The sequence below is a fragment of the Synechococcus sp. Tobar12-5m-g genome (genome assembly GCF_024345415.1).
Classification (GTDB): Bacteria; Cyanobacteriota; Cyanobacteriia; order PCC-6307; family Cyanobiaceae; genus Regnicoccus.
The window spans coordinates 1-17,057 of record NZ_JAGQBB010000035.1 but is presented as its reverse complement, the minus strand read 5'-3'; the positions used below and the strand labels follow the sequence as shown (position 1 = coordinate 17,057).

The window sequence follows — 17,057 nt, the reverse complement described above, 5'->3', positions numbered from 1 at the left end:
GCGGGCCAGTCCCCAAACATGGTGAGATCAGGCTCATTCCAGCCTGATCTCTGCTGAAATAGTCCAATCCGAACAATTGGTGGACCGCGACTGGCTATGCGGACGTGTTGTCCAGAGCTTCCCTAGCGGGCGGGCTGGGCTCGGGCCTTGCTGTACAGAGAAAGGTTGAGCTTCAGCTCGGTGAGCGGCGGCGGCGCATCGGCCTTCACTTCGTCGCTGGTCAGGGTCAAGTCGCTCTGCACCACCAACAGGCCGAGCCGCTCCAGCCGCCGCTGGAAGTCGAGCAGGTTGGGGAACCGGCCCCGCGCGCTCAGCAAGGTGGTGCTTTTGATGAGGCCCTGGGCCTCCAGGGGGTCCTTCGGGGGCGGCGGCTGTCCTTCGGCGGGTGGCGGGGCGGCAGGCTTGGCACCCTTGGAGGCCTTGGGATCGGTGGTGGCCGCTGCCGCACCGGTGCTGGGCTCGAACAGGTTGAGCTGGATGCCTGCCGCGATGGCCTCACGGTTGAGCTGGGCCAGCACGGTGCTGATGTCGCCGATGCCGGCGATCAGTTGGAGCAGGTCCTTCTGCTGGGTCTTCACCTTCTCGCCCATCTCGATCTGTCGCAGCCGCTGCAGGCGCAGCAGGGGCAGCCGCTGCTCCATCGCCCGCAGATCGTCGAGACGGATCTGGTCCTGGCGGAGCTTGCTCCAGGGCTGCCAGACGCCCCCCACCACCACCAGCCCGGCCAGCAGCAGGCCGGCCCCGATCGGCAGGCCCAGCAGCAGCGCCGTGCGCGCCAGCTCCGACGGTGGCTTGACGCCCTCCTGAAGGTTCGTCATGGCAACAACCCCTGCCGCTGCAGCAGCTCCAGGCGCCGGGCCATGCCATCGGCACCCAGCCCCTGCAGCAGCCGCAACTGGGCGGAGCCGGTGAGCGGCTCACGGAACCCGGCGGCGAGCTCGAAAGTCACCAGTGGCGATGGGCCCGCCTTAGGCCCGGTCTCGGGGGCGGCCCGCTTGGCACGGCCGAGCTTCACCGTGGCGGGATCCAACAAGGGGGAGGCCTTCAGGCGCAACACCAGGGCATTGATGCGCTCAAAGGCGCCGGGGTCGGTGCTGCGGCCCTTCAGCTCCAGATCATCCTTGTTCACCTTGAGCGCGGTGAGCTGCAGCCCGGTGGAGGTGCGTTGGGACAGGTCGGTCATCAGGGCGGTGCCGGAACGCACCGCCACCAGCCCCTCAGCCAGCTGCAGATTCCCCTTGCGGGTGGCCTCGGTTGTGGCCCGTTCCGCCTTGAGCTGGGCTTCCAGGCCCTCCACCTGGGACTGCACCGGCGCCAGCCTGTGCAGTTCGTTGCTCAGCATCTGCTGCTGCCAGCGCAGCAGCAACGACAGCCCAACAGTTGCGGCCACGAGGCCGGCTCCCACGGCCCCGCCGATCAGCAGCAGTCGGCGCGGATCGGCGGGGCGGGGTGGATCGGCCGGCAGACCCAGCTCGATGCGGCGTTCCCGGAGCAGATCCAGCCGGGACAGGGAGCTCCTCATCGGTCCAGCTCCCTGGGGGCCTGATCCTGCTGGCCGGGCTCAGCCCGCACCAGGCCGCTGAGCCGCAGCAGGGAGGGGCCATCGGGGTCGGCGGGGGCCAGGGGATCGTCCGGGTTCTGCTCCAGCGGCAGCCAGCCCCGCTCCAGGGGATCGACGATCTCGACGCTCCAATCCGGATCCCCCGCCAGGGCCTCGGCTACGGAGCCACGCCCGCCGCCGGAGCCGAACACCAACAACCGCACCCTGCCCGCCTGCGGATCCCGCCGGCGCCAGAAGTCGATGCAGGGCCGCAGGGCGGCGGCCAGGTCGCCGGCAACCGCCGGCAGGCGGCGGTTGAACTCGGGAATGCCGTGGCGCACCAGGGTGAGCTCAGCTCCATCGGCCCGCCACTCGAGCAGGCCGATCAACGTGTCGGCGGAGGCTTCGACCAAGAGCGGTTCGATCGCCCGCAGATCCGCCACCTGGGCGGGCTCGAGCCGCTCCAGGGCCAGCTCGGCGATTGCGAACACCTCGATCCAGGCCATCACCAGGTGGCGCGGGGCCGTGACCAGCAGGGAGCACAGGGGCAGGAGGGGATCCTGCCGGTCCTGCGGGGTGAGGCTCAGGTAGGCCTGGCTGAGGGGATAGGGCAGGGAGAGGTCAGGATCGATCTGGCGCAGGGCCTGGTCGGGTTCCTCGGGCCATTCCTCGAAGGGCCATTGCACCACCCGCACCGCCGAGGCCGCCCGGGGCAGGCTGGCCACCACCTGGGCCCCCTGCAGGCCCATCTCGAGGCTGAGATCTCCGATCAGGTCGCCCAGGGCCGCCTTCTGGAGCGGCAAGCCGTCGACGCAGGCCCCGCGGGGCAGGGGCACCCGGCGCAGCCGGCTGGCCCCTGACCTGAAGCCGTGGCCGGGCAGGCCCAACAACGTGAGGGCCTCGTCGTCGAGGACCAGCAGGATGCGAGGGGGAAAGATCCGCGCCACCAGCGGCTCGAAACGCTCGCGGAACCCCGCCAGTACCAACTGTTGCTTGCCCAATCCTGGTCGGCACCCTATCGGCACCAGGCGGACTTGGCACCCTCTACGGCCGCCAGGGCAACCCGCATCCCACAGCCTCGGCGATGCCGCCGCAACCATGGCGGTCGAGCTGCTGCTGCAGGCCTTCGAGAATCGCCGGCACCAGGGCCGGCCCCTCGTAGATCCAACCCGTGTAGAGCTGAATCAGGCAGGCCCCGGCCGCGATCCGCTCCCAGGCCGCCTGGGGGGAGTCGATGCCTCCCACGCCGATCAGGGGCAGGGCGGGGCCAGCCGTGGCCCGCAGCCGGCGCAGCACCTCCTGGGCCCGGGCCCGCAGCGGCGCCCCACTCAGCCCGCCAGCCTCCTCCGCCAGGGTGCGGCCGGTCTGGGGCAAGCGCCGCTTCTCCAGACCCAGCCGATCCAGGCTTGTGTTCACCGCGATCACCCCGGCCAGACCCTCCTGGTAGGCCAGCCGGGCGATCGTGTCGATGGCGTCGTCCTCCAGGTCGGGGGCGATTTTCACCAGCAGCGGCGGGCAGGCCGGCAGTCGCCGCAACCGCTCCACCAGCCGCCGCAGCTGCACCGCATCCTGCAGTTCGCGCAGGCCCGGCGTGTTCGGCGAACTCACGTTGATCACGGCGTAGTCCGCCAGGGGCGAGAGCAGCTCCAGGGACGAGGCGTAATCGTCGGGAGCCAGCTCCAGGGAGGTGATCCTCGACTTGCCGAAGTTGAGGCCCAGCACGGCGGGCCGCTGGCCAGGCGGCTCCAGAGCTTGGCGTTCCAGGGTTCGCTTCAGCGCCTCAGCGCCGTCGTTGTTGAAGCCCATCCGGTTGAGCGCTGCCCGCTCCGCCGCCAGGCGGAACAGCCGCGGCCGCGGGTTGCCCGGTTGGGCGTGCCAGGTGACCGTGCCCAGTTCGGCGAACCCGAAACCGAACTGGTGCCAAACCCCCGCCGCCACGCCGTTCTTGTCAAAGCCGGCGGCCAGACCCACCGGGTTGGCGAAGCGGCAGCCGAACAGGGTCTGCTCCAGGCGGGGGTCGCGGCGCTGCAGCTCCGCGCCAAGCCCCGCCAGGCTGCCTGACACCAGCGGCCAGTTGCGCCGGGTCGACGCCGCGCCCAGGGCCGCCAGGGTGAGCCGGCTGAGTTGCTCCGCATCCGCCCCTTCGTCCTGGCCTAGTAGGGGCGCCACCCAGCGTTGGTAGAGGGAGCCGGTGCTGGCAGGGGTGGCCATCAGGTCCGCTCCAGGCGCCAGCGGTCGCCACCGGCAGGGCTCACCCGCCAGTCGCGCCAGCGCCAGGCCTCCCGCTTCTCCCGCAGGCGGGCGATCGGCTGCTCCACCAGCTGGGCCAGCTCCGCCAGGGGCAGGGCGTAGCCCCCCTCGGCCAGGCGATCGGCCAGCTCCAGGCGGCTGAGCAGCTGGGTCAGGGCCGGCGGCGCCGGATCCACGGGCGGGGGTGCGGCCCTGGCCAGTGACGGGGGCGAGCCTTTCGCATAACCCACCGCGATCGCATCGCAGCGCTCGTTGTCGGGGTCGCCGCTGTGGCCGCGCACGTGCTCCAGGGGAACGGCCGGCAATCGGGCCCGATCAAGGGCCTCCCAGAGGTCCCGGTTCAGGACCGGGGCCCCCGAGGCGGTGCGCCAGCCCTTGCGCTTCCAGCCCGCCATCCACTTGCCCAGGCCATCGATCAGGTAGCGGCTGTCGGTGCGGATCGTCAGGTCGGGGTGGAGGGGAAGATCCTTGAGTTCCCCCAACAGCGCCAGGGCCGCGGTCAGTTCCATGCGGTTGTTGGTGGTGTTCGCCTCGGCACCACCCAGCTCCCGCACCGTGCCGTCCTCGAAGCGCAGGAGCGCCCCCCAGCCACCGGGGCCGGGGTTACCGCTGCAGGCACCATCGGTGGCCGCCGCCACCACCCGTGGCGAATCAGCGGCCACTGGGCAAGGCGGCGAGGGTCCGGTAGAACAAATTGCCGGAGCAGGGACGTTGAAGCACCACCATGCAGCGAACTTACCTTGTCTGGCCCTGGCCGGCCTGGGTCTGGGGCTCGGCCTGCTGGCCCTGCCAGGCGAGGGCCTGCCGGTGGCCCGGGCGGGGGGGGTGTTCGACAGCCAACCCGTCGATGGCTCGCAGTTCGTGATCCTGGCAAAGCCGGTCGGGCTTTCCGACTGGTCGCTGCTGGTGCTCGAGCAGATCCGCAGCCGCCCCCTTTGCTGGCAACGGCGCACCGATGGGCTGATCGATGCCGCCCTGAACCGCTTCGATTTCACCGGCATCTGCAGCCGCTACATCGACAGCAACGGCTACTCGATCCGGGCGGGTGAGCAGGACCTCGGCAGCTCCTACCGGCTGCGGATGCTCCAGGTGGGCCAGGAGGTCCAACTGCAGGCGATGAGCCCGGCCCAGACCGCGACGGTGGTGGTCGGCCGGGGAACGGTGGCCCGCCGCGACCGGGATGGCTTCGTGGCGATCAGCCTCGAGCCCGACTGGCAGCTCAGCCGGCGGGTGTTCGGCCGCCAGACCCTCAACCACGTGTACTTCGCCAATGCCACGCCGATGGCGCAGTTGATCGCCCGGGCCGGCCGCAGCACCCCGGAGGACACTGTGGCGACCCGCACGGTCCTGTCCTCCAGAGAGATGGCCACGGCGGTGGGGCGCCGCCTCCAACCTTCGCCGCAGCGGCAGGGGCCGATTTCCCTGCAGGTGGTGCCGTTCAAGGAATAGGTTGGCGCGGTAGCGGTGGGGACAGTTGAAACAGCGACCCCCGCCTCTGGCTCGGGCCGCTGGCCCCCATACAGTGCATTCGTGTGAGGGGTGCGGAACCCACTCCAGGGGTCGAAACAAGGACAGACTCCCCGGAGCGTTCCACCTCTAAAGCCCTGCCTTCGGCGGGGCTTTTTTTTGGCTCACCGTCACCTGGCGGGCCGCCTGGCCAGGTGCTCAGGACCTTGTTCCACGCCATGAAAAAGCCGGCCCGAAGGGCCGGCGGGGGTGGCGGGAGGCCTGGAGGCCGCCCGCAGCGGGATCACTTGACCGTGACCTTGCCGCCGACTTCTTCGACGGCCTTCTTGATCGCTTCGGCTTCGTCCTTGGAGACGGCCTCCTTGATCGCCTTGGGAGCGGCCTCGACAAGGGCCTTGGCTTCGCCGAGGCCGAGGCCGGTGACTTCGCGCACGGCCTTGAGGACCTTGATCTTCGAAGCGGCGTCGAAACCATCGAGGATGGCGTCGAACTCGGTCTGCTCTTCGACAGGCTCGGCGGCGGCGGCGGGAGCCGCCATCATCACGGCGCCGGCGGAAGCGGCGGCGGAGACGCCGAAGGCCTCTTCGATCTGCTTGACGAGCTCGGAAGCCTCAAGCAGCGAGAGGGTTTTCAGGGATTCGAGAATGGTGTCGGTTTTTGTCGTCATGGTTGAGAATCAGCAACAGATCAGGGGATGGGAAACAGAAAATCGGCTCGGTTCAGCACAGCTCAGCTGGCTTCGCCGTCGACGTGCTGCTTGAGCGCCCGGGCGAGCCCGGAAGGAACTTCGTTGATGCCGACCGCCAGTTGGGTGGCCACGGCGTTGATCGCACCGGCGATCTGCGCCAGGAGCACTTCCTTGGAGGGGAGCTCACCGATGGCCTTGACATCGGCCTGGGAGAGGAGCTGGCCTTCGAAGAGGCCTCCTTTCACATCCGATTTCTTCGTGTCCTTCTGGAAGGACTGAACGGCCTTGACCGCACCGCCGACATCGCCCCGGATCAGGACGAAGGCATTGGTGCCGGTGAGCAGGGAGTCGAGTTCCGACCAGGCGCTGTTGCCATCAATGGCCAGGCGCATCAAGGTGTTCTTGGTCACCTTGCAGATGCCGTTGCTGGCCTGCAGACGGGTCCGCAGATCAGTCATCTCCTTGATGGATAGGCCCTTGTAATCAAGGACCAGCGCCATTTCGGCCCCGTCGAGGAGCCCCTTGAGCTCCTCGACGATCTGTTGCTTGCTCTCCAGGGAGCGGCCCATAGAAGTGGGGGGAATCGAGGGAACAAGCCGAACACGCGGCCTCGACGGCTCGCTTGACGCCCTCCAGATCGGAATCGGTCAAGGAACCCGCCGGCGACTGGGCGCTGGCGTGACGAGGTCGCTTGAGGATTCGCACCCCTCGGAAAACCCGGGGAAACAAAACTTCCGCGGACACCTCGGCAGGGTTTATGGGAGACGGTCGCAAGGTTGAACCTGCGATCCTTCAGCCACCTGCTGTCTTGGGTCGGGCGCGTGCCCGCTGGCCAAAGCCAGTTTTTAACCCTACACCGCTGAGGAGCTCAGCTCTCCTGCTTGATCTCCTGCAGGGCGGCGAAGTCGACGTCGATGCCGGGGCCCATCGTGGAGGAGAGGGTGAGGCTGCGCCAGTAGCGGCCCTTGGCGCCGCTGGGCTTCTGGCGGTCGATGGTTTCCTGGAGCGCCTTGAGGTTGGCCAGCAGCGCCTCCACCGTGAAGCTCGCCTTGCCGAAACGCACGTGCACGATGCCGGTGCGGTCGGCGCGGAACTCGAGCTTGCCGGCCTTGAACTCACGGATGGCGCCGGCCAGGTCGGCGGTGACGGTGCCGGCCTTGGGGTTCGGCATCAGGCCCCTCGGCCCGAGCACCCGGCCCAGCTTGGCGACCTTGGGCATCATGTCCGGGGTGGCGATCAGCAGGTCGAAATCCATCTGGCCGCCGGCGATCGCGTCCACCAGGTCCTCGTCACCGGCCAGATCGGCGCCGGCGGCGGTGGCCTCGGCCACCTTCTCCCCCCGGGCGATCACGGCGATGCGGATGGTCTGGCCGGTGCCGTTCGGGAGGGCCACGGTGGTGCGCAGCTGCTGGTCGGTGTACTTCGGATCGATGCCGAGGCGCACATGGGCCTCGATCGTCTCGTCGAATTTGGCCGTGGCCGTTTCTTTCACCAGTTGCAGCGCTTCGAGCGGTGCATAGGGGCGGTCCTCGACCTTCTCGGCAAGGGCGGTAAAGCGTTTGGAGGGTTTGGTCATGGTTCGAGTGGGGTGCGAGCGACGGGGCGTCGGGCCGTGGGTCGGCCGTTGGCACTGGGTCTCCCCCGGATTGGGTGGATGGGTGGACGGGTGGGCGAATCGGGCCGGCGATCAATCGTTGACGGCGACGCCCATGTTGCGGGCGGTGCCTTCGATGATGCGGGTGGCCGATTCCAGGCTGGTGCAGTTGAGGTCGGGGAGTTTCGTCTTGGCGATCTCCTCGAGCTGGGCGCGGCTGATTGCGCCCACGCTGCCCTTGCTGGAGGTGGCGGCTCCCTTCTCGATCCCGGCTGCCTTGGAGATCAGCACGGAAGCGGGCGGGGTCTTGGTGATGAAGGTGAAGCTGCGGTCTTCGAAGACCGAGATCTCCACCGGGATCACATAGCCGGCCTTCTCCTGGGTGCGGGCGTTGTACTCCTTGCAGAACGCCATGATGTTGACCCCGTGCTGGCCGAGGGCGGGGCCCACGGGCGGTGCGGGGTTGGCTTTGCCGGCGTTGAGGGCCAGCTTGATCACGGCTACGACTTTCTTGGCCATCGGCTGGTCTACGGAGCGGAACTCCCTGGCGGGAGTGGGGACGGAGCTCCCGAGCGGGAGCGATGCGGATCGCCTCACCCGGCGGGGGAAGCGTGGCGGCGGACCCACCGGTGTGCCGGCGGATTCACCCAGGGCCGCCCTCCGCAGGGAGGCGGCCGCAGCGGATCAGCTCTGCTTGCTGATCTGGGAGAACTCCAGTTCCACCGGGGTTTCCCGGCCGAAGATCGAGAGCAGGGCCTTGAGCTTGCTGCGTTCTCCGGACACCTCGATCACCTCGCCCTGGAAGTCCTTGAACGGACCGGCGGTGACGATGATCTGATCGCCTTCGGTGATGTCCACCTTGACGACGGGCTTCTTCTCGGCGGCCCGCTTGAAGATGCGCTCCACCTCCTGGCGGGAGAGTGGCCGGGGCTTGATGTGGCCGCGGGCGCGGCCGGTGGCGCGCCGCTCTTCGGCACCGACGAAATTGATGACGTTCGGGGTGCTGCGCACGGCCATCATCGTGTCCTCGTCGAGGACCATCCGCACCAGCACGTAGCCCGGGAACACCTTCTCCTCGGCGGACTGGCGGCTGCCGTCCTTCTTGATCTTGATCGCGGGGGTCTGGGGGATCTCGATCTCGACGATGCGGTTGTCGACCCCCAGGGTGATGGCCCGCTGCTCGAGGGTGGCCTTCACCTTCTTCTCGCAGCTTGAGGCCACCTGCACCGCGTACCAGCGGGCGGTCTGGGGCCTGCCCTCAGCCTCAGCAACGCCGCCCGGGGGCAGGGCGATGTCCACACCGGCAACGGACACGAGCTCCACGGTCGCCGGCCGATCGGCGCCGTCAGCCTCGGGGCCAGTCTCGGGCGCGGCGCTGTCGGCAGTGAGGAGATCGGCTTCGGACACGGGCTGGGAAGTCAGGACGACTGGGGAGGGAGCTGGGCGAGAGGGTCAACGGAACACCTGGGACGAACCCCAGCTGTAGAAGCGGTCCACCGCGGCGATGGCGGCGGCGGAGAGGGTGACCATCAGGATCACCGCCACCGACTCGCTGAACAGTTGCTGACGGCTGGGCCACACCACCTTGCCGAGCTCCTCGAGTAGCGAGGGCAAGAAGCCGGCCGGACCAACTTTCGGAGCTTGTGGCAGCTCCTCGGCGGTCAGCGTGTCTTCGGGGCTGGAGGAGCGGCTGGGGGAGTCCAAGGGAACGGATCGACCGGTCGTCACACGCACCGGCAAACAAACACCCTACCGGACCTACCGGACGCTCTCCCCCAGGGAGCTGAACTGAAGCGGACCGGCCGGATCGGCGGGCAGGCTCACCCTCACCCCCCAGGCCCCGGCGAAGTGGTCTTCGAGCAGCTCGGTGGCCAGGGGGTTTTCGATCTGGCGGCGCAGCACCCGCCGCAGCGGCCGGGCGCCGTACTCCGGTTCATAGCCCTGGGCCGCCAGGCTGTCCACCACGGCCTCGTCGACCCGCAGCTCCAGCCGCTGCTCCGCAAGCAGGCTGGCGAGCTCGGCCAGTTGCAGCCGCACGATCCGCTGCAGATCCGCCGCTGCCAGCGGCCGGAAGCGGATCAGCTCATCGATGCGGTTGAGAAACTCGGGGCGGAACTGGGCGGCCAGGGCCGCTTCCACAGCGGCATCCAGGCCGGCGTCCAGCTCCGAGCCGGTGCCCTGGCGGGCCCGCTCCAGGATCGCCCGGCTGGCCAGGTTGCTGGTCATCACCACCACGGTGTTGCGGAAGTCGACGGTGCGGCCCTGGGAATCGGTGAGACGCCCGTCATCGAGCACCTGCAGCAGGAGGTTGAACACCTCGGGGTGGGCCTTCTCCACTTCATCGAGCAGCAGCACGGCGTAGGGCCGGCGCCGCACCGCCTCGGTGAGCTGGCCGCCTTCCTCGTAGCCCACGTAGCCGGGCGGGGCGCCCAGCAGCCGGGCCACGGCGTTGCGCTCCATGAATTCGCTCATGTCAAGGCGCACCAGCGCGTCCTCCTCATCGAAGAGGGCCGCCGCCAGGGCCTTGGCCAGTTCTGTTTTGCCGACGCCGGTGGGGCCGAGGAACAGGAAGGATCCCACCGGCCGGCGCGGATCCTGCATGCCGGCCCGGGCGCGGCGGATCGCCGCCGCCACCGCCGCCACCGCCTCGGGCTGGCCGATCACCCGTTCCCCCAGCCGGGACTCCAGCTCCAGCAGCTTCTGGCGTTCGCCGGCCAGCAGCCGCTGCATTGGGATGCCGGTCCAGCGGGCCACCACGTCGGCAATGTCCCCCTCCTCCACCTGCTCCCGCAGCAGCGACTGGCCGCTCTCCTGGTCGGCCTTGAGATCGGCCTCCAGGCTGGCGCGGCGCTGCTGGAGGCCATGCAGCTGGTCGTACTGAAGCCGGGCGGCCTCCTCCAGGTCGCCATCGCGCTCGGCTTCGGCGATGGCGTGGCGCAGGTCTTCGTCCTGTTGCAGCAGCTCGCGCAGCTCGGCCAGCTGCTCCCGCTCCCCCTGCCAGCGCTGCTGCAGCCCCTGCAGGCGGGCCAGGGCGAGGCGGCGTTCCTCCTGGCGCTGCACCCGCTCGGCCAGCGGAGTGGCCTCCGCCGCCAGCAGGGCCAGCTCCACCCGGCGCAGCTCGGCTTCGGCCTCCTCCACCAGCCGGGGCTTGGAGGTCACCTCCATGCGCAGCTGGGCGGCGGCCTCGTCGATCAGGTCGATCGCCTTGTCGGGGAGGCAGCGGTCGGCGATGTAGCGATCGGCCAGGCGGGTGGCCGCCACCAGGGCGCCATCGGTGATCGTGACGCCGTGGTGCAGCTCGTAGCGCTCCTTGAGTCCCCGCAGGATCTCCAGGCTCACCTCGCGGCTGGGCTCCCGGATCACCACCTGCTGGAAGCGGCGGTTGAGGGCGGGATCCTTCTCCACGGTGCGGCGGTAGTCCTCGGGGGTGGTGGCGCCGATGCAGCGCAGCTCGCCGCGGGCCAGCACCGGCTTGAGGATGCTGCCGGCATCGGCGCTGGAGCGGTCGGAGCTCACCACCGTGTGCAGCTCATCGATGAACAGCACCACGCCGGCACCTCCGGCACCATCGCTGGCACTCACCTCGGCCAGCACACTGCGCAGCCGTTCCTCGAACTGGCCGCGGAACTTGGCGCCGGCGATCAGGGCGCCGAGATCGAGGCTGATCAGGCGAATGCCCTTGAGCGAATCGGGCACCTCGCCGGCCACGATCCGCTGGGCCAGCAGCTCGGCGATGGCGGTTTTGCCCACACCGGGCTCCCCGATCAGAACCGGATTGTTCTTGCCGCGGCGGGAGAGCACCTGGATCAGGCGGCGAATCTCGGTGTCGCGGCCGATCACCGGATCGAGGAGGCCGGCGCGGGCGGCGGCGGTGAGGTCGCGGCCGTACTGCTCCAGGGCGGCGGGTTCAGCCGTCAGGGTCAGGCCATCGGCCGCTGGTGGGGCCGGCAGGCCGTTGGCGGGGGCGGCCTGGACGGGGCTGGGGCTGAGCGGGCGGGTCTCGATGGCGGGTGCGGGGCGAGGCGGCAGTGGCGGGGAGCTGGCTGGGCCGGGTGCGGGCGTATCGATCCAGGCATCGGCCACCGAGAGGGCTGGCCCGGGGCCTGTTGCGGGCCCGGGCCGCAGCTGCCGCAGCAGCCGCTCTTCGCTGAGGCCCTGGTCCTCGAGCAGGGCCGCGCCGATGCGGGGCTCCTCCAGCAGGGCCAGCAGCAGGTGGGGGATGTCGAGCAGGCGGGAGCCCCAGCTGGCGCGGCGCCGGTCGGCAGCCTCCAGCAGATCCTCGAGGGCGTCCCCGATGAACAGCTCGGCGGCGCTCGATGACGGCTGCTCGGCGCAGAAGCCTTCCAGCTGGTCGAGCAGCCGCTCGCCATCCGTGGCCAGGGGGTCCACCCAGCTGGCGTAGCGGGGGTCCTGGAAAAGCACCTGAAGCAGATGCTCGACGTCGAGCTGGCCATGGCGCCAGCGGCGGGCCTGGTCCTGCCCGGCCAGCAACAGCTCCCAGGCGGCTTCGCTGAAGCGATCGGGTTCGCTGGTGAGGCTGCCCTGGGCGGTGGCACCGGCAGCTTGTCCAGCAGCCGGGCCCCTGGAGCCAAAGCGTTCAGACGGCGGCATCCGGCCTCGCACCCAGCTGGATCAATTCCACCTTGTAACCGTCGGGATCTTCCACGAAGGCGATCACCGTGCTGCCGTGTTTCATCGGCCCAGGCGGCCGCACCACCCGGCCGCCCTTGTCGGCGATGGCCGCGCAGGTGGCGGTGATGTCCTCCACACCAAGGGCAATGTGGCCGTAGCCCGTGCCGATCTCGTAGGAGCTGGTGTCCCAGTTGTGGGTGAGCTCGATCACGCTGGTGCTGCTTTCCTCGCCGTAGCCCACGAAAGCCAGGGTGAAGCGGCCTTCGGGATAGTCACGCCGGCGCAGGAGGGTCATGCCCAGCACCTCGGTGTAGAAGGCCAGGGAGCGCTCCAGATCGCCCACCCGGAGCATGGTGTGAAGCAGGCGCATGGGTCGCGGCGACGGCCGGCGCAGAGTCCCCCCATTCTGACCGGCCCCGAATCAGGCTCCGGGTGTCAGGCCGTGCCAACAGGCGTAAAAGCGGTCCCAGAAATGGCCCATAGGATCCCTGCAGACTTGATGTCAAGGCTTCTCCGTGATCGACTCCCTCGACCTGGTGATTGATTCGATCGTGGCGCGGGAAGTGCTCGATTCCCGCGGCACCCCCACCGTGGAGGCGGAAGTGCGGCTGGAGGGGGGCGCCCAGGGCCACGCCATCGTGCCCAGCGGTGCCAGCACCGGCGCCCACGAGGCCCACGAGCTGCGCGATGGCGGCAGCCGCTACTTCGGCAAGGGGGTCGAGAAGGCGGTGGCCAACATCGAAGAGAAGATCGCACCGGCCCTCTGCGGCCTCAGCGCCCTGGATCAGGGGGCCGTGGACGGGGCGATGCTCGACCTCGACGGAAGCGACAATAAATCGGCCCTGGGCGCCAACGCGGTGCTGGCCGTGAGCCTGGCGGTGGCACGGGCTGCGGCCGATGGCGTAGGGCTGCCCCTCTACCGCTACCTGGGCGGCCCGATGGCCACCCTGCTGCCGGTGCCGCTGATGAACGTAATCAACGGCGGGGCCCATGCCGCCAACAACATGGACTTTCAGGAGTTCATGCTGGTGCCCCACGGCGCGCCCACGTTTCGCGAGGCGCTGCGCATGGGCGCCGAAGTGTTCCAGACCCTCAAGGGCCTGCTGAGCGCCCAGGGGCTTTCCACGGCGGTGGGCGATGAAGGCGGCTTCGCGCCGGATCTGGAGAGCAACGCCGCCGCCGGTGATCTGCTGGTGGAGGCGATCGAGAAGGCCGGCTACAAGCCCGGCGATCAGATTTCCCTCGCCCTGGATGTGGCGAGCACGGAGTTCTACAAGGATGGCCGCTATGCCTTCGGCGGTGGCAGCTACAGCGCCGCCGAGATGGTCGACCAGCTCGAGGCCCTGGTGAGCCGCTACCCGATCGTGTCGATCGAAGACGGCCTCGCCGAAGACGACTGGGCGGGCTGGGCCCTGCTCACCCAACGGCTGGGCAGCCGCGTGCAACTTGTGGGGGATGATCTGTTCGTCACCAACACCACCCGCCTGCAGAGGGGCATCGAGGAAGGCATCGCCAACTCGATCCTGATCAAGGTGAATCAGATCGGCTCGCTCACCGAAACCCTGCAGGCGATCGACCTGGCCGGGCGGGCCGGCTACACCAGCGTGATCAGCCACCGCAGCGGCGAAACCGAGGACACCACCATCGCCGACCTGGCCGTGGCCACCCGGGCAGGCCAGATCAAGACCGGTTCGCTCAGCCGCAGCGAACGGGTGGCGAAATACAACCGGCTGCTGCGCATCGAGGACGAACTGGGCAGCCAGGCCATCTACGCCGGGGCGGAAGATCGGGGGCCGCGGGGGAAAGCCTGATCCCGATGGTCAACGAATGAGGCCTGGCTCAGCTGAGAACTGGATCAAGCACCGGTCAAGACCAAGTCGCGATTCCTCAGTTGCTCAGCAGTGCTGGCATAAGGTGTCACCATTCTTTTGCCACCCACCCGCTGGAGCGGCGCAGGAAACCCGCACGATCCAGAAACAGGAGGTGCACAGCGTTGCAAAGACAACGATGATCTCACGCATGAGCTGATCGAGGCCCTCAGGGCGTGAGCAGCCCTGCCGGGCTTTTGTAACAGCAGGAACGGCATTATACAGATCCACCTATGATGCTGTGACCTGTGAAGGTTTACGGAAACTTTTGCGCAAGGACACGATTTTCGCGCTGTTGCACTCAGCCCGAGCCGCTCTTATTCTGCCAAGAGAAGCAAGGTTCCGGTATTCACTGGATCCGTCCATTCAGCGTTAGGCCCAGAGATATGCCGCTCGTTGCTCCAGAAAAAAATCTTGGTGTGCTTGTAGAGGTGAAACGTAGAACGGAGGTAATCGATTCGTTCTTGTCAGGAAGCTCTCATGCACTTTTCCGGCAACAACACTTGGTCGGCTGGCCTGCAGGTTAGGAAAGTTCTTGAGCTCATCGCATTTGCGTCGCTCATAGCGAATGTTCAGGAGTACTCGCGCCAATACTCAGAGTTTTCTAAGCATTGGAATGCGCGCTACATGCTTCGAGACTTGGCCCGAATCAATCCTGACTTCTACCCGCAGCCAATTGTTCAGGCTCCGTCGCAACAGCCGGGTTTGGCGATGGAGTGGAATGAACGCCCCGACGACTACTTGTCACGTGACCGATTCGAGATTGCATACGAGCAATGCGGAGGCCTAATGCACGCTGACAACCCGTACGGCAGTCTGACGGACCTCGACGGCTACAAGTCGAGCATCAAGGCTTGGCGAAATCAGATCGTGAACCTATTGAACGCGCATACGATTTCACTTTCTGGCGAGACCAATCTCTACTTGTTTCAGATGGGTGCGGGTCTGGAGAGGCCGAGTTACACACCATTCGGTCTAGTGGACGATGAGTCCGGAGATGTGGCCTAACCAGTCGCTCGAGCCGACTCGTTTCGGCAGGCCGCCGCTCACGGCTCAACTTCAACGTTAGAAGGATGGGCGTGAGCATGCCAGGGTCTGCATCAGCCTTAACCAGCTTGCCGTCACACCGACAACATTGGAGCTATGCTGAAAGAATTCTGACGTATGCCAACTGACTCTTTTCCATGGAAAACATATTTGAGGCTATCGTTGAAACAGATGGGCGCATCAGGATCAAGAGTCCTGTTCATCTAAAGAAGGGGGCGAAGGTGTTTGTTTCTGTACCCAGTGACGAGCCTGACTCTATCCTCGGCGGAGTTGTCTTAAGTGAAATGACGCTGGCGGCGGACTGGCTAAACTCAGAAGAGGAAGCTGCATGGTCCCACCTTCAATAGGAGACGTAGTATTAATTCCATTTCCCTATTCCGACCTGTCACAAGCAAAACGCAGGCCCGCCTTGATCATTGCAGATGTTGGAATGGGAGACTTTGTGCTTTGTCAGATCACAAGTAGGTCCTACGCAGATAGGCTGGCGATCCCTCTTTTTGAAAGTGACTTTGCCGAAGGTGGGCTCAAGCGTGAGAGCTTTGTGCGCATCGGAAAGTTGTTTACTGCGAATGTTTCGATCATTACTGGAGTAGCCGGCACGTTGAATAGTGTGAAAATGTCTGAAGTGCTGGATGCGTTGGTCGACATCCTTCGACGAGGCCTGAAGGATTACACCTTTTAACACCGAGATCCATCTGTCACGCCTCCTTGAAACCCTTGAGGAACGCAGTAACATCCTGCGTGCAGGTGATCTGGAGCGTTGCCCCGATGATCACATCAATGTGGTGATCAAGGCCATCGCCTCTTCCTTCCAATTCCTCTCGACACAGCCTTGACGCGCATCTGGCCATCGGGACATCCCCGGGGAGGGTCAAGGCTGAGCCCAGGGGTCGATCAGGTCGATCCCGATTCCAGCGAAATCGACCCCGTTGCGGGTGGCCAGCTGGGCGCCCCGGGCCAGGGTGGTGGCAGCGATGACGGCATCAGCCGTGGCGATCGGACGGCCCAGCAGTTCCCGCTGCCGCAGCAGCTCTCCGTACCAGTGGGCGTGCTCCCGGGTGAAGGCCCAGATCCGTTCTCCGAACAGGGCAGGCAGCAGAGCCTCCCAGCTGTGCTGCAGGGCTTCCCTGCGGCGGCCCACAGGCAGACGGGCGATGCCCTGCAGGATTTCCTCCTCGTTCATCGTGGTGATGCCCACCTGGGCCGGATCAAGCCGATCCGCCCAGGCGAACACCTTTGGCTCGGGGCTGGGCCGCATCAGCTCCGCGAACAGGTTGGTGTCCAGCACGATCACAACGGCTCCTCACCAAAGCCAGCCCCTTCCGCGGTGGACGCACCCGCGGGCAGGTCGAGGTCCACCCCGCCGAGGGCAGCGAAGTGGGCATGGATGCGGCTGCCCAGGCCACGTCCGCCCTCAGCCTCGGGCGGCTGGGTGACCACCGCCTGTCTCAGGATCGTGCGTGCCTCTTCCTCCATCGAGCGGCCATGGCGCGCCGCCTGAAGACGCAGCTGCGCCTTGATGGTGTCATCGAGGTTGCGAATCGTGAGGCTGGCCATGGGGACTCCCTGCTGTCAATGCAATCGTTGCAGTCAACGCTCGCGCTTGGGCCAGGGGTCGATAAGGGGGCTTGGGATCGGTGGCTTGGAGCGGCCGCATCGACGCCTCCAACGTCTTGATGTCCACAGGCGACAACTCGGGCCGATCGAACTTAAGCATCAGCTTGTTGAGCGGCGAGAGTGCAGGCACAGCTGCGCAAGACCTGCGCTTGTATTGCGATGATTAGTACCAGTAATACTTCGGGAGCATTCCATGGCCACCACCTTGACAAGCAAGGGGCAGGTCACCGGTGACTTTCAGGGAAGGTGTCACTCCTTGGCTGCCACTCAGGCGGCCTGGACCAAGGCTAGCGCGAGGAACGGTTCGGGCTCTTCTGGTGGCTTGTTGATCCACACTTCTTCGGGTTGACGCCA

Annotated in this window: 20 protein-coding genes; 5 read left to right on the top strand and 15 right to left on the bottom strand. The window is 67.1% G+C overall.

From position 1 onward, the window contains the following. Positions 1-122 precede the first annotated feature (122 nt). Genes KBY66_RS14865 through KBY66_RS14845 form a run of 5 tightly spaced genes read right to left on the bottom strand, consistent with a single transcriptional unit; the run spans position 123 to position 4,452 of the window. Entirely contained in the window at positions 123-818 is a 696-nt protein-coding gene (locus KBY66_RS14865; protein ID WP_255090397.1) for a hypothetical protein, read from the bottom strand. Then, on the bottom strand, positions 815-1,522 hold the full coding sequence (locus tag KBY66_RS14860) for a PilN domain-containing protein (protein ID WP_255090396.1): 708 nt from the start codon (positions 1,520-1,522) through the stop codon (positions 815-817). Before KBY66_RS14860 ends, KBY66_RS14865 begins: the two co-directional genes overlap by 4 nt. Beyond that, on the bottom strand, positions 1,519-2,541 hold the full coding sequence (pilM, locus tag KBY66_RS14855; RefSeq protein WP_255090395.1) for a type IV pilus biogenesis protein PilM: 1,023 nt from the start codon (positions 2,539-2,541) through the stop codon (positions 1,519-1,521). The genes KBY66_RS14860 and pilM overlap by 4 nt, the downstream gene beginning before the upstream one ends. 43 nt (positions 2,542-2,584) lie before the next feature. Continuing rightward, positions 2,585-3,751: a quinone-dependent dihydroorotate dehydrogenase gene (locus KBY66_RS14850; RefSeq protein ID WP_255090394.1), complete on the bottom strand. Its 1,167-nt coding sequence runs from the start codon at positions 3,749-3,751 to the stop codon at positions 2,585-2,587. Next, positions 3,751-4,452 (bottom strand): ribonuclease H, encoded by a 702-nt coding sequence (locus KBY66_RS14845; protein WP_255120291.1) that lies wholly within the window; start codon positions 4,450-4,452, stop codon positions 3,751-3,753. The genes KBY66_RS14850 and KBY66_RS14845 overlap by 1 nt, the downstream gene beginning before the upstream one ends. A 49-nt stretch (positions 4,453-4,501) precedes the next feature. Here KBY66_RS14845 and KBY66_RS14840 point away from each other — a divergent pair, with 49 nt between their 5' ends. Continuing rightward, positions 4,502-5,239, top strand: a complete 738-nt coding sequence (locus KBY66_RS14840) for a DUF3747 domain-containing protein (protein ID WP_255090393.1) — start codon at positions 4,502-4,504, stop codon at positions 5,237-5,239. Positions 5,240-5,540: 301 nt separating this feature from the next. Here the strand turns inward: KBY66_RS14840 and rplL are convergent, their stop codons facing one another. From rplL to gloA, 8 genes are all read right to left on the bottom strand, one after another. Further along, positions 5,541-5,924, bottom strand: coding sequence for a 50S ribosomal protein L7/L12 (gene rplL, locus KBY66_RS14835; RefSeq protein WP_255090392.1), 384 nt, complete (start codon positions 5,922-5,924; stop codon positions 5,541-5,543). Positions 5,925-5,986: 62 nt separating this feature from the next. After that, positions 5,987-6,514 carry a 50S ribosomal protein L10 gene (gene rplJ, locus KBY66_RS14830; protein ID WP_255090391.1) on the bottom strand — a complete coding sequence of 176 codons (528 nt, stop codon included), beginning with the start codon at positions 6,512-6,514 and terminating at the stop codon, positions 5,987-5,989. A gap of 299 nt (positions 6,515-6,813) precedes the next feature. Continuing rightward, positions 6,814-7,521 carry a 50S ribosomal protein L1 gene (gene rplA, locus KBY66_RS14825; protein ID WP_255090389.1) on the bottom strand — a complete coding sequence of 236 codons (708 nt, stop codon included), beginning with the start codon at positions 7,519-7,521 and terminating at the stop codon, positions 6,814-6,816. 111 nt (positions 7,522-7,632) lie between these two features. Continuing rightward, entirely contained in the window at positions 7,633-8,058 is a 426-nt protein-coding gene (gene rplK / locus KBY66_RS14820) for a 50S ribosomal protein L11 (protein ID WP_255090387.1), read from the bottom strand. A 165-nt stretch (positions 8,059-8,223) separates the two neighbouring features. Beyond that, on the bottom strand, positions 8,224-8,838 hold the full coding sequence (gene nusG / locus KBY66_RS14815; protein WP_255090400.1) for a transcription termination/antitermination protein NusG: 615 nt from the start codon (positions 8,836-8,838) through the stop codon (positions 8,224-8,226). A gap of 153 nt (positions 8,839-8,991) precedes the next feature. After that, positions 8,992-9,243 carry a preprotein translocase subunit SecE gene (secE, locus tag KBY66_RS14810; RefSeq protein WP_399225671.1) on the bottom strand — a complete coding sequence of 84 codons (252 nt, stop codon included), beginning with the start codon at positions 9,241-9,243 and terminating at the stop codon, positions 8,992-8,994. Between the two features lie 54 nt (positions 9,244-9,297). Next, positions 9,298-12,150, bottom strand: a complete 2,853-nt coding sequence (locus KBY66_RS14805; RefSeq protein WP_255090386.1) for an ATP-dependent Clp protease ATP-binding subunit — start codon at positions 12,148-12,150, stop codon at positions 9,298-9,300. Next, positions 12,137-12,541: a lactoylglutathione lyase gene (gloA, locus tag KBY66_RS14800; RefSeq protein WP_255090384.1), complete on the bottom strand. Its 405-nt coding sequence runs from the start codon at positions 12,539-12,541 to the stop codon at positions 12,137-12,139. The genes KBY66_RS14805 and gloA overlap by 14 nt, the downstream gene beginning before the upstream one ends. Before the next feature lie 145 nt (positions 12,542-12,686). Between gloA and eno the strand changes: the two genes are divergently transcribed. The 4 genes from eno (at position 12,687) to KBY66_RS14780 (ending at position 15,768) form a co-directional block, all read left to right on the top strand. Next, a complete protein-coding gene (eno, locus tag KBY66_RS14795) occupies positions 12,687-13,982 on the top strand; it encodes a phosphopyruvate hydratase (RefSeq protein ID WP_255090383.1) in 1,296 nt (431 codons plus the stop codon). A gap of 537 nt (positions 13,983-14,519) precedes the next feature. After that, positions 14,520-15,047 (top strand): hypothetical protein, encoded by a 528-nt coding sequence (locus tag KBY66_RS14790; protein ID WP_255090382.1) that lies wholly within the window; start codon positions 14,520-14,522, stop codon positions 15,045-15,047. Between the two features lie 176 nt (positions 15,048-15,223). Further along, positions 15,224-15,433, top strand: coding sequence for a hypothetical protein (locus KBY66_RS14785; protein ID WP_255090381.1), 210 nt, complete (start codon positions 15,224-15,226; stop codon positions 15,431-15,433). Next, positions 15,415-15,768: a type II toxin-antitoxin system PemK/MazF family toxin gene (locus KBY66_RS14780; RefSeq protein ID WP_255090380.1), complete on the top strand. Its 354-nt coding sequence runs from the start codon at positions 15,415-15,417 to the stop codon at positions 15,766-15,768. Before KBY66_RS14785 ends, KBY66_RS14780 begins: the two co-directional genes overlap by 19 nt. Positions 15,769-15,957: 189 nt before the next feature. Here KBY66_RS14780 and KBY66_RS14775 read toward each other — a convergent pair whose 3' ends face one another. After that, a complete protein-coding gene (locus KBY66_RS14775) occupies positions 15,958-16,380 on the bottom strand; it encodes a type II toxin-antitoxin system VapC family toxin (protein ID WP_255090379.1) in 423 nt (140 codons plus the stop codon). After that, the gene (locus tag KBY66_RS14770) at positions 16,377-16,643 is read right to left on the bottom strand and encodes a FitA-like ribbon-helix-helix domain-containing protein (protein WP_255090378.1); all 267 of its coding nucleotides are present in this window, start codon (positions 16,641-16,643) and stop codon (positions 16,377-16,379) included. The genes KBY66_RS14775 and KBY66_RS14770 overlap by 4 nt, the downstream gene beginning before the upstream one ends. Positions 16,644-17,057: the final 414 nt, after the last annotated feature.